Raw genomic sequence first — 11545 nt, 5'->3', positions numbered from 1 at the left:
CCGCCCACAGCAAAGCCCTCTCATGGACCTCCCGATACGACACCACATCCGACCCGACCTTCAAGGCAGGACGATCCGGGGATATCTCCAGACCACGCAAGAACCGCTCGACCAGAGTGAGAGACATAAACCAGGAGATTACCGATCGGCCCCCGAAACAGTACTGACACCCGTCAGGAGCCGCAGGTCACACCTGGTCAGGGACTCTGAACGGGTGCCTCACCACGAGCCCGCCCCCGGGTGTCAATCCAGGGCAAAGAGACAGGAGTTACGTTTAGCAGATCGAAGCAGAAAATCCACTTGCCAAGCCGCAGGGCGATCTGTACAGGGAATCTGACTTGGGATCACATTGACGTGGTGCCCCTTATAGACGCGTTCGGAGTCTCGATCGGGTCTTGACACCGTGGGCGAAGCGGAGTGAAGATCACCAATCGGGGGACAACCGGGGAACAAATGATTACACCTCTGCCCACGGGATGGAAACAGCCCGGGCAGGACAAATGAAAACGCTCGACCCATCACGTTCGGTATCGCTGGGAGAAAAGCACATCGAACCACTGTCGAAGGCCACAGAAATGGCGCCGTCGACATGAAAACACGGGGTGAAGAATCACATGAAGGGCGTTTGTAGGTCTCTTCGATCGGCCGCCGCCATCCACCGTTCCCATGCCGCACGCCCGGACCGCGACCGCCGTCCGGCGCGAAGACGCGCCCACTGAGGAAACGCCGGGGAGCGCGGGCTCCGAGCCCTCCCTCCCGGGATGCGGATGCGGTTGCGGTGCCGCGCCCGCCCACCTCGCGCGAAGTGTCCGCCCGGGCGTTCCGGAAACGCCGGCGGGAGATTCACCGCTTCCCGGCCACTCGCCGGATCCGAAGCGACAGGAGGGAATCCAGACCCTTCTGAGTCGTCCCCCCGTCGCGGACTCCTCGTCCGCGGTCTCAATGAACATACCGATCGGCCTCAACGAGCCTGCCGATCGGCGCCCGTCCACCTTGGAACTTCCACAAGTAGTCGAGGAAGACAGGATACGTTCTTTGAATACCATGATCGAATCCGATGTCGAAGTGATCCTGACCTGGCACAACAGGACTCGCCACCCTGACAGCTCCGGCACGAAGGAGCGGGTCGACCTGAAGGCCGGCGAGCGGCTGGACTTCGGCATATCGAGCTCCACCGGTGATTTCCAGCCCGGCGCTCTGCCGAGCATCGGGACGTTCGAGGTCTCCGACCATCACCTCCTCTTCTCGAACTTCACGGCGAGCACCACTTTCGTCGTGGAGAACCTGGAGGGCGGCACCGAACTGGTGAAGGTGCGCCCACGCCAGCTGGGGATGGTGATCCCGTTCGAGATGTCGCGCATTCTGATCCCGTCGAACGACACGATCAGCGAACTCACCGTCTTCACTCCCCCGCCGCGCCTGCTGGGATCCGACCAGGCCGCCACGCTGACCGAGTCGGCGATGTCCAGGCTGGACACGGCGAGCAAGTACTTCGCCGTTCTCGTGGCATTGTGCGAACCGCGCCTGCGCGGCTCCTCCATGGCGGCCGTGCCCTCCGTCCAGGAAGTGGTCGAAAGGCTGCGGGGAATTCGGCAGTTCAAGGGCGCGAACCGCAGCAGCATCAACTACCACATCGACTATCTGGCGGACCAGAAGCTGCCGGTCGGCCAGTGGGCCAAGTACGTGGACGAGGGCCGCATGCACTCGAAGCGCGAGGCCCTGGTCGCGTTCTCGCTCCGGTTCGACCTGGTGCGCGAGGAGCACCTGGCGCTGCTTCCGGACCTCAAACGTGCGAGGGCCCTGTGTTCGTGAGGGCTGCCGAGCGGGTGCCGGCCGCCTCCGCCGCGCACGCCCTACGCTTCGCCACGGGCGAGGCGTCGCGTTTCGGCCCTGCCGAGGACTCCGCCGTACAAGGGCTCGAAGACTCCGCCCCGACGCGCCTTCGCCGTTTCCGCCTTGGAGCCGAGCCGGATGTGGTCGATCCCCCGGGCACGCGCGTACCGGATCGGCAGGTGGAGGAGCAGGTTGAGGTAGAGCGCGAAGCGTTCGTCGCTCTCCTCACCGGCCAATCCGATCTCGTACACCTCGAGTTCGTCGCCCCAGAGCAGGACGGTCTGCACCCCGCGCAGACCGGCCGCCTCGGCGGTGAACACCAGGACGTCGATGTCCGGGTTCTCCTGCCAGGTGGACAGCCGGAAGCCCACGAACTCGGGCAGCTCCTGCTGGCCCTTCGCGGCGTTGTGGTCGGCGATCAGCTGCGAAGCCCAGTCGCCGACTTCGTCCCAGGTCGCCTCGCCGGCCGTCATGGCCGCGTCCGCGATGGTGCGCTGGTCGCGGCGGAGCCGGTACCGGACCTTGGACGCGAGTCCGGCCTCCCACCCGGGGTCGGCGAGGCCGAACAGGTGGGCCTCCCGGCCGAGTTCGGACCAGACGACGCGGTCGCCGGTCGCCGCGTCCAGCGCGCTCCTGGCATCGCCGTACAGGTAGGGGAAGAGCAGGCACCGGTCCTCGTCGGCGGCGAGCCCGGCGGCTTCGACGAGGAGTCTCCGCAGCCGTTCCGGCGTCCTGGCGTCCGCGTCGACGTGGAAGCCGGTGCGCCGGTCGAGGCAGCCGCCGACCAGTAGCGAGTTCCGGGGCGAGCACTCCTCGCCGACTCCGTCCGGAAGACCCCATGAGCCGGGGTCGTAGGACGGGTCGGCCCAGGTGCGCATGCGGCCCCGGTAGAGCGGGATGGCGGCCTTCAGCACGTCGCCGTCCCGCCATCCGAGGTAGCGGGTGATCCACCGGCCGTCCTGCTCGTGCTGCCGCAGGCGGCTGAAGGAGGACGCGGCTCCGGCCTTCGTGTCGAGGGCGTCGAACTGCTTCCGGTCGAAGTCCGCGATGTCCGAGGTGAATCCCATGGCCATGTGTCAGCCCTCACGGTCTCGGGGTTGTCCGGTGGATGGGCTCCGCGCCGTCACGGGCGGCGGGGCGCGGACCGCTCGACTCGCCGCGGGCCGGGCGGTGTCGCTACATGCGGCGGAGCGGGCACGGAGCGCTCAACTCGCCGCGGGCTGGGGGATGTCGCGCATGCGGCGGAGCGGGGAGAAGAACACGAACCAGCCGGCCGCCCAGGAGCCGACGAAGGCGACGACGAGGGCGGGGCGTACGCCGATCATGGTGCCGAGTGCGCCGCCGAGGATGCTGCCGAGCGGCATCGTGCCCCACACGATCCAGCGGACGGCGGCGTTCATGCGGCCCATCAGCTCCGGCGGGGTGACCGCCTGGCGGTAGGTGACCTGGGCGATGTTGTACACCATGAAGGCGAAGCCCGCGATGCCCCAGCCGAGCGGGAACAGCAGCACGCCCCAGCCCTTCCAGGCGGCCGCCGCGATGACCTGCGGCGCGCTGAAGACGAGCACCGACATCCAGATGATGCGTGCCGTGCCGATCTTCTGGGCGAGCCGGCCGGCGAACGCGCCGCCCGCCATGCCGCCGATCGCCGAGCCCGCCAGGATCAGACCGGTCATCGCGGGGCTCACGTCCAGCTCGCGGACCAGGAACACCATGGCCAGGGCCGCGGTCATGCCGGAGAACAGGTTCCCGGTGCCGGTGCAGGCCACGACCCGCCGCAGGATCGGATTGGCGAGGACGAAGCGCAGGCCCTCGGTGATCCGGCGGCGCAGCGGCTCGTCGGCCGCCGGGGCGGGCGGCGGCTCCTCGCGCTTGCGGATGCCCAGGATCGCCAGCATCGAGAGGCCGTACGACAGGGCGTCGACGACGATCGCCATGGCGGCGCCCACCAGCGCGACCAGTCCGCCGCCCATGCTCGGTCCGCCGAGCTGGGCGAACGACATGGTGGTGCCCAGCTTGCCGTTCGCCTCCATCAGGTCGTCGGTGCGTATCAGCGAGGGCAGATAGCTCTGGTACGAGACGTCGAAGAACACGGTGCAGACACCGGCCGCCAGTGCGACGAGATACAGCTGACCGATCGTCAGGACGTCGAAAGCGGAGGCGAGCGGAACCGATCCGAGGATCAGCAGGCGCAGCAGATCGCAGACGATCATGATCTTCCGCTTGGAATGGCGGTCCACGATCGCCCCGGCCGGCAGCGCCACGATCGCGAACGCCAAGGTGGTGGCGGCGGTCAGCAGTCCGACCTGGAACGTACTCGCATGGAGTGCGACGACCGCGACAAGAGGCAAAGCGACCCGTGTGACCGCTGATCCCATCTCACTGACCGTCTGGCCACTCCACAGGAGTATGAAATCCCGCTGACGCCATAGGCTCCGGCCTTCGGCCTCCGACCTGACATCGTGCAAATCCTTCGCCACTTCGGTCATGGGCGTCAACGTAGCATGGCCTGTTCAAGCGAATTGGGCCTCCAGTCCTGTTACTTGTTAGGACTTCGAGGGACCGGCCGACGGGCAATATGAGTTCACGTCGCAGTGGACAGGAGTGTGGCGCCGCGCCCACTCCGCCTGTCTCTTCTCGAATTCCACCGGGGGACCCCATGACAGACAGGCTTCCCTTGCTGAGCGCCCAACTGGCCTTCGGCCTGGACGCCCAGCGCTCGGGCCGCAGGGGCACCGTGACCCTGCTGCTCCGTACACCGCCGTCCCGGCTGGTGGCGGAGGACGTGCGTCAGGTGCTGCGGTCCGTGACCCTCCGGAATCCGGCTCTTTCCTACCGGATCCGGTTCTCGCGCGGCACCGCGTACCAGGAGTGGCATCCGGACGAATGCGACTTCGCCGAACTCCACGTGGCGGGCGACGCGTCCGTCTCCGAATGCCAGACGAAGGTCGTCGAGGAATTCGAGGCCACGGAGGACGGCGCGTCAATGGCGGCGCGTCTCATACGGTCACCCGAGAGCGACCACCTGTTGCTGGTCGTCGATCACGCATTGGTCGACGAACAGTCGATGCTTCTCGTCAAACGGCAGCTGGCCGCCCCCTCCCGTCCGGACGACAACCGGACAGAACGCTATCGGGCGGCCATCCTCGACCGAAAGGCATCCGAGGATGCGGCGGCGAACGGACCCGGTGTCGCGTTCTGGGCGGACCGCCTGGAGAAAGCCGGTGAATTCGCCCGCACATCCGGGCGGACCACCCGGGTCATTCCCATCGACACGTTTCCCGCCGTCGCCGTCCCGCCGTCCTTTCGCGGGTCCTTGTTTCCCTATGTCCTTTTCTCCCTCCACCGCGCCCTGCGCGACGTCGCGGAGCCGGGACCGACCGCCGTCGGCTACCCCTGGGGCGGGCGGAACGCCGCGTACGCCGATGTCGTCGGGTGCTTCATGAACACCGTCGTCTCGCTCGACCCGCCCGGGTCGCGGCGGGCACCCGACTCCGCCGGCGACTTCGTGCGGAGCTGGTACCGGGAGGTCGACCACGCCGACGTGCCGTTCACCACGGTCACGGGGCTCGGATCGACGTTCCACGGTGCGGTCACGGCGATGCTCAGCTACACCCACGCCGGCGCCCCCACGGTCGACGTGGCGGGGGTACCCGCCGTCGAAGTCACCGCACGGGACAGCCGGCCCCCCGAGGTGTGCAAGCTCCTGGCCGGCGCGACCGTCCACGGCGACGAACTCCGGCTCCGCCTCCTCCTCGACGAGGAGATCGCCGGCTACGGAGCCGGGGAGTTCGGCACCCGGTGGCGGCACCGGCTCACCACGGCAATCGCAAGCGTTCCCGAGCGGAAATCCTGAAGACCCGACGACCGGTCCCTGGAGAGTTGACACATGCACAGTTCCCCTTCGACGAGTTCACTGTGGCGCCCCTGGACGCCGATCACCCAGCAGGCCGAGTCGCTGCGCATCGTGGAGGCGCGGGGCAACCGCGTCCGCGACGCGGACGGCAACTGGTACCTGGACGGCATCTCCGGTGTCCTGAACGCGTCCTGCGGGCACGGACATCCGCGGCTCATCGAAGCCGCGAGCCGCCAGTTCCGGCAGCTCGTCCACTACGACCCCATGGTGTCCAGCCACGACCCCGCCGAGACGCTGGCGTCGCGACTGGCCGAGCTCCTGCCGGGCGAGCTGAACGAGACCTGCCTGCTCAACAGCGGCTCGGAGGCGACCGAGGCGGCCCTCAGGATCGCGTTGCAGTACTGGCGGAACATCGGCGAGGACCGCAACCGGGTCATCACCTTCGAGGCCGCCTACCACGGGACGACGTACCTGGCCCAGCAGCTCTCGGGGCTGCCGTTCACCGTCAGCGAGTGGGTCCCGCCGTTCCCGATCGACCACGTCGCCCTGCCCGCCCCGGCGCGCGAGATGCGGACCGAGGAGAGCGCCGACGCGCTCATCGCCCGGTTCGCCCGGGCGCTGGAGTCCGGCCCGCCGGCCGCGGCGGTCATGGCCGAGCCGCTGCTCGGCCTCGGCGGCTGCGTCGTCCTTCCGGCCGGCTTCCTCGCCAGGCTCAGGAAGCTGTGCGACGACCACGGGGCACTGCTCATCCTGGACGAGGTGTTCTGCGGATTCGGCCGCACGGGCCGGATGTTCGGCTTCGACCACGACGGGATCACCCCGGACATCGTCACCATGAGCAAGGGCATCAGCGGCGGGTACGTCCCGCTGGCCGCCGTGGCGGTCACCTCGTCGATCAAGGAGACGTTCGTCCGGGAACCCGTCGTCCAGGGACTCCGCTACGGACACACCACGGGCGGCCACGCCGTCGCGAGCGCCGTCGCGAACACCGTGCTCGACATCATGGCCGACGAGAAGCTCGTCGAGAACTCGGCCACCCAGGGCGCGGCGCTCCTCGACGGTCTGCGGAAGCTCGCATCGAGCCCGCTGATCACCGACGTCCGAGGACTCGGACTGGTCGTCGCCGTCGAGACCGACAGTCCGGAGTCCGGTGCCGCCATCGCCGCGGCCGCGGCCCGGGCGGGAGTGATGACACGCCACGAACGCGGCGTGATCCGGATCGCGCCCCCGCTGACGCTGACCGGCGACGACACGGCGGAAGCCATCGAGAAGTTCGGCGACGCCGTCGACGTCGCCTCGTCATAGGAGGAGATCGAGTGAGCGAGACCGTCCCCACCCCGTGTGAGGAGCGCCTGCCTTCCTTCGACGCCCCGGGCGACTCGCCGTACGCGTGGCTGCGGGACACGGCGGAGACCCTCCGTCACCACCTGCTGGTCCACGGGGCGGTCCTCGTCCACGGGCTCCCCCTGGACGGACCGGGCGGTCTCGCCGAGGCACGGGACGCCCTGGGGATCGCGGGCCACACGCCCACGGAGGCGTTCAACGACCGGACCGACTTCGGCGACGGGATCCTCTCGCCCATCACATGGCCGGGCGACCGGATGCTCTGCCCCTTCCAGGAGGGCTCCTTCAGCAGGACGTACCCCACCAGAGTGCTCACCGCGTGCGTCACACCACCGGACGGCGACGGCCGGACGCACCTCAGCGATACGCGCCGGCTGATCGAGCACCTGCCGAAGCCCCTCGCCGATCGCGTTCGGACGCTGGGGTGGACCCTGGCCCGGTCCTTCCACGAGGGGTTCGGGATCTCGTGGCGGCAGGCCTTCTCCGTGGCGGACCGCGCGGCGCTCGACGACGTCTTCGAGGCCGCCGGCATCGAGGCCCGATGGCTCCCCGGCGGCACCCTCCACACGGTCCGCCACCGGCCCGGCGTCATCGCTCACCCGGTGACCGGGGAGGAGTGCTGGTTCAACCAGATCTCCTTCCTCAACGCCGGGAACCTGGACCCGGCGGAGCGGGCGATCATGACGAAGGCGTTCGGCGAGTACCTGCCGATGAACAGCTACCTCGGTGACGGATCGCCCTTCTCCGACGAGGACCTGGCCGCCATCCTGCACGCCTACGACGCGGTGCGGACCGACGTCCGGTGGCGCTCCGGCGACCTGCTGATCACGGACAACATCATCACGGCGCAGGGCCGCTCGGCGTTCGAAGGCTCCCCTGAGTTCCTCATCGCTCTCGGCGGGGACACGCCCTAGCCCCCGGGTCCGCGGGGCCCGGAAACAGAGGCCGACCGCCGACCGGCGGTCCGGCTTCCCCCACTTGACGACTCGCCGGATCGCCAGCATCCGGCATGGGAGGTACAGGTCATGGTGCAGGCTCTGGCAGGGGCGACCCTGCAGGAGATCAAGGATCACCTGGAAGTGCTCGTGGACAGCGGGCACGGCACGACGTTCCAGGGGTCGGAGTCGGTGGTCCGCCGGCTCGCCGAGCCGAGCGAACTGCGGTCCCTCATCGAGCAGATCATCGCGGACGAGGAGTCGCTCGCCGACATCGCCGCCCGCTCGTACTACCACGCGAACAACTTCCTGAAGCTGGTGCTGCTCGCCGGCGACAAGAACCCCTGGCGGCTCCGGCTGCACATGTGGCACCCGCAGCCGGACGCGTCGGGGACCATCACGGAGGACATCCACTCGCACCGCTGGGACTTCACGACCGCCCTGGTGGTCGGCGAGTACTTCGCCCAGGAGTTCAAGATCGCCCCCGGGAGGGAGTACCACCACTTCAAGTACCTGCCGATCGGGCAGGGGAAGACGTTCTCCCTGGAGGCGCAGGGCAAGGAACAGCTGTGTTCCGTGTTCGAGGCGCTCCTGCCGGCGGGCACGGTCTACTACATCGACCACAAGGTGCTGCACTGCATCTCCCGGTCGGCCGGCAAGGCCGCGGCCTCGCTCGTGCTGCAGCAGCCCGCCGTGGAGGACCACACCAACGTCTACCGGACGTCCCCGGTCGGCGAGCAGGCCAAGACCGACATCGAGGTGCAGCGACCGACCGTCGCCCAGCTCAGGGACGAGCTGACGCACTTCCTGACCTGGATCGACTGATCACGGCGCGGAAGACGAGGAGACCGCTGCTGCCGGGGAGGCAGCAGCGGTCACTTCTCGTGTGCCCGCAGCGGCGGGCGCCCCGGTCAGGGGCGAGGAGCCCGCCGCGGGGTCGCCATCTCGCGTACGGCCCTGCGGTCCAGCTTGCCCGAGTCCGTCGACGGCAGCTCGGGGACGAACTGGTAGCGGTCCGGCACCATGAAGGGCGGCAGGGAGGCGAGCATGTGCTGCCGCAGCACCTTCTCGGGCTTCTCCGGGGCCTGGTCCGCGAGCACCACGCAGGCGACCAGGAACTGGGCACCGGCCGCCGTGTCGACCACCGTGGCGCCCGCGTCCCTGACCATCTCGTGGGCGCGCAGGTACGTCTCCACCTCGCCGAGTTCGACGCGGATGCCCCGCACCTTGACCTGCTGGTCGTTGCGGCCGAGGTATTCGAAGGAGCCGTCCGGCAGCCGCCTGGCCAGGTCCCCGGTCCGGTAGTACCGCACGGGGCCCGTCGGGGTGTCGATGACCACGAAGCGCTCGGCCGTCAGCTCGGGCCGGCCCAGGTACCCGACCGCCACCCCCGAGCCTGCGATCACCAGCTCGCCGACCTCGCCGTCCGGAAGCGGTTCCATGGCCTCGTCGCGCACCTCCACGAGCAGGTGCGGCAGCGCCGTTCCGATCGGCGAGCGCACGGTGCCGTCGAAGTCCTCCCGGGTCAGCACCCGGCAGGTCGCGACGCACGTCGCCTCGGTCGGCCCGTAGATGTTGACGACCTTCGGCGGGGTCCCCGGGCATCGCTCCAGGAAGGTGGAGACGACGTCGAGTTCGACGCTCTCCCCGCCCACGAGGACGTAACGCAGGGCGAGTCGAGGCCGGCCTGCCTCCTCGTGGGCATGCGCGAGGGCCCGGAGGGTCGTGGGCACCTGGATGACGAGGGTCACGGCCTCCCGGCGGATCAGCTCCAGGAAGTCGGGCATCGACTGCGCCTGCGCAAGCGGCACGACGACGGAGAGGGCGCCCGCCGCCATCGAGAGCCAGAACTGGAGGACGGATCCGTCGAAGACGAACGGGAGGAAGAGCGCGACCCGGTCCTCGGTGTCCAGGTCGACCCCCACCGACATCACGCCGCGGACCAGTTCGAGGACGCTGGCGTGCGTGACCATGCAGCCCTTGGGGGCGCCGGTCGAGCCGGACGTGTAGATGACGTAGGCCAGTTCGTCGCCGTCGAGCGCGATGTGCGGCAGCGGCGGCACCTCCGTGGTGCCGTCGTCGTCCGGGGCGACCACGCGGACGTCCGTGAGCCCCTTCGCGGCGACGTCCTCGGCGTCGCCGACGACCACGCGTATCTCGGCGTCGCCGACGAGATACCGCAGGCGCTCCGCGGGATAGGACGGGTCGAGGGGTACGTAGGCGGCCCCTGCCTTCAGGACGGCGAGGATGGATATCTGGGTCTCGGCCGAGCGCTGGAGCAGGATCCCCACCCGGTCGCCGGGCCGTACTCCCGCCGCCACCATCCTCGCGGCGAGCCGGTCCGTGCACAGGTCGAGCTGGCGGTAGCTCAGCGTCCGTCCGCCGTCCCGAAGGGCCGGGCCGGACCCGCGAGCGGCCGCGACCCGGCGGAACAGTTCGGCGAGGGACACGGACGTTTCGAGGGGGGACCGCCGCTCGTCAGCGGTCATGACATCGCTCATGGATCTACCTCTGAGAGTTCCGGGATGGCCGGGCGCTCCCCCGCCGAGGGGGGAGGAGGTCGAAGGGCGGGTCGAAGGGCACCTAGGCCTCTGAAGGACCGTGGTCCACGTTCTCGTACAGGAACGAGTCGTAGAACTCGGCGTCCGGAGACGCGACGGTCCCCACCAGCCTCCACTGGGGCCGCTTCTCCGCCGCCGCGGCGGCCACGAGGGGCGTCTCGATTTCGCTCACCTGACCGTCCGGCTGCCCCCTGCCGGTGAAGCAGAGGACCACGCGTCGGGGGTTCCGCCGGATCGATTCCTCGATCCGTTCCAGGACGGCCGAGGACACGTCCACGGAGAACGGTTCGTAGAAGTAGAGGAGCCCCGCGTCGTCCGGCACGTCGAACTTCGTGGCGTCGGCGTGCACCACGTCGATGCGGTCGCAGCCCTCACGGGTCCGCGAGGCCTTCTCCACGTTGCTCCGGGCGATGGCGCACAGCGTCTCCGACGCCTCCACCCCCACGATCCGGCGAAACGGGAACTCGGTGGCGAGCAGCAGCACCCGGCCCTTGCCGGAGCCGACGTCGACGAACGTCACGTCCTCGTACGCGACGTCGCACGCGCTGATCGCGTTGCGCACCGTGAGCACAGGCGACGGCGAATACCTCGCGTCCCGCCCGATCTGCAGCTGGTCCCCCTCGGGGAGCTCCCACAGCTCGACGTTCTCCGCGGTGTCCACGTCGTGAAGCGAGTCGAACGGCGTCCGCCGCTCGATCCGATCGAGCCGCTCGTCGAATGTCTGCCGGTACTCCATGGCGCGCATGAGCTTTGCCCGACGGTCGTTGTCCGACATCCTGGTTACCCCTTCTCGATCAGCATCCTGCCCCGCGCAGAACCGAAGGTTCGCCGCGGGGCATCTCGGGTGAACGGGCGGTCGATCCCCCGCCCGGGGGTCTCGCTCAGACGGTCATCTCCGCCGCCTGCTTGCGCAGGGCGAGCCGGTCGACCTTCCGGTTGGGATTGAGCGGAAGCTTGTCCAAGTGCACGTAACGACGCGGCAGGACACTGTGCGGCAGCACGGCACGCACACTGTC

At 69.0% G+C, this 11545-nt stretch carries 9 protein-coding genes; 5 read left to right on the top strand and 4 right to left on the bottom strand.

Going from position 1 to position 11545, the window contains the following annotated elements; translation table 11 throughout:
• Nucleotides 1–942 precede the first annotated feature (942 nt).
• The gene (locus MRBLMG1_RS34800) at nucleotides 943–1812 is read left to right on the top strand and encodes a hypothetical protein (protein WP_367828153.1); all 870 of its coding nucleotides are present in this window, start codon (nucleotides 943–945) and stop codon (nucleotides 1810–1812) included.
• Between the two features lie 41 nt (nucleotides 1813–1853).
• On the opposite strand, the gene MRBLMG1_RS34795 is transcribed toward MRBLMG1_RS34800, so the two are convergent.
• Together MRBLMG1_RS34795 and MRBLMG1_RS34790 are read right to left on the bottom strand one after the other, a co-directional pair.
• Nucleotides 1854–2900 (bottom strand): hypothetical protein, encoded by a 1047-nt coding sequence (locus MRBLMG1_RS34795; RefSeq protein WP_367828152.1) that lies wholly within the window; start codon nucleotides 2898–2900, stop codon nucleotides 1854–1856.
• Nucleotides 2901–3038: 138 nt separating this feature from the next.
• Entirely contained in the window at nucleotides 3039–4322 is a 1284-nt protein-coding gene (locus tag MRBLMG1_RS34790) for an MFS transporter (protein WP_367828151.1), read from the bottom strand.
• Nucleotides 4323–4492: 170 nt separating this feature from the next.
• On the opposite strand from MRBLMG1_RS34790, the gene MRBLMG1_RS34785 reads away from it, so the two are divergent.
• The 4 genes from MRBLMG1_RS34785 to MRBLMG1_RS34770 all read left to right on the top strand — a co-directional run bounded on the left by MRBLMG1_RS34785 (nucleotide 4493) and on the right by MRBLMG1_RS34770 (nucleotide 8793).
• Nucleotides 4493–5689, top strand: a complete 1197-nt coding sequence (locus MRBLMG1_RS34785) for a hypothetical protein (RefSeq protein WP_367828150.1) — start codon at nucleotides 4493–4495, stop codon at nucleotides 5687–5689.
• Between the two features lie 33 nt (nucleotides 5690–5722).
• The gene (locus MRBLMG1_RS34780; RefSeq protein WP_367828149.1) at nucleotides 5723–6994 is read left to right on the top strand and encodes an aspartate aminotransferase family protein; all 1272 of its coding nucleotides are present in this window, start codon (nucleotides 5723–5725) and stop codon (nucleotides 6992–6994) included.
• Nucleotides 6995–7005: 11 nt separating this feature from the next.
• Entirely contained in the window at nucleotides 7006–7947 is a 942-nt protein-coding gene (locus tag MRBLMG1_RS34775; protein ID WP_367828148.1) for a TauD/TfdA family dioxygenase, read from the top strand.
• A gap of 111 nt (nucleotides 7948–8058) precedes the next feature.
• Nucleotides 8059–8793 carry a hypothetical protein gene (locus MRBLMG1_RS34770; RefSeq protein WP_367828147.1) on the top strand — a complete coding sequence of 245 codons (735 nt, stop codon included), beginning with the start codon at nucleotides 8059–8061 and terminating at the stop codon, nucleotides 8791–8793.
• Between the two features lie 86 nt (nucleotides 8794–8879).
• Here the strand turns inward: MRBLMG1_RS34770 and MRBLMG1_RS34765 are convergent, their stop codons facing one another.
• A complete protein-coding gene (locus tag MRBLMG1_RS34765) occupies nucleotides 8880–10469 on the bottom strand; it encodes an amino acid adenylation domain-containing protein (RefSeq protein WP_367828146.1) in 1590 nt (529 codons plus the stop codon).
• An 82-nt stretch (nucleotides 10470–10551) separates the two neighbouring features.
• Nucleotides 10552–11304: a class I SAM-dependent methyltransferase gene (locus tag MRBLMG1_RS34760; RefSeq protein ID WP_367828145.1), complete on the bottom strand. Its 753-nt coding sequence runs from the start codon at nucleotides 11302–11304 to the stop codon at nucleotides 10552–10554.
• Nucleotides 11305–11545: the final 241 nt, after the last annotated feature.

The sequence above is a fragment of the Streptomyces sp. LMG1-1-1.1 genome (assembly GCF_040815545.1).
Lineage (GTDB): Bacteria > Actinomycetota > Actinomycetes > Streptomycetales > Streptomycetaceae > Streptomyces.
The sequence above is the reverse complement of the archived record's forward strand: the minus strand, read 5'-3'. Positions and strand labels throughout refer to the sequence as shown.

Coding starts and splice junctions, on each gene's coding strand:
- MRBLMG1_RS34770 (WP_367828147.1), top strand. CDS start 8,059: ATGGTGCAGGCTCTGGCAGGGGCGACCCTGCAGGAGATCAAGGATCAC.
- MRBLMG1_RS34800 (WP_367828153.1), top strand. CDS start 943: ATGAACATACCGATCGGCCTCAACGAGCCTGCCGATCGGCGCCCGTCC.
- MRBLMG1_RS34795 (WP_367828152.1), bottom strand. CDS start 2,900: ATGGGATTCACCTCGGACATCGCGGACTTCGACCGGAAGCAGTTCGAC.
- MRBLMG1_RS34785 (WP_367828150.1), top strand. CDS start 4,493: ATGACAGACAGGCTTCCCTTGCTGAGCGCCCAACTGGCCTTCGGCCTG.
- MRBLMG1_RS34765 (WP_367828146.1), bottom strand. CDS start 10,469: ATGAGCGATGTCATGACCGCTGACGAGCGGCGGTCCCCCCTCGAAACG.
- MRBLMG1_RS34760 (WP_367828145.1), bottom strand. CDS start 11,304: ATGTCGGACAACGACCGTCGGGCAAAGCTCATGCGCGCCATGGAGTAC.
- MRBLMG1_RS34780 (WP_367828149.1), top strand. CDS start 5,723: ATGCACAGTTCCCCTTCGACGAGTTCACTGTGGCGCCCCTGGACGCCG.
- MRBLMG1_RS34790 (WP_367828151.1), bottom strand. CDS start 4,322: ATGACCGAAGTGGCGAAGGATTTGCACGATGTCAGGTCGGAGGCCGAA.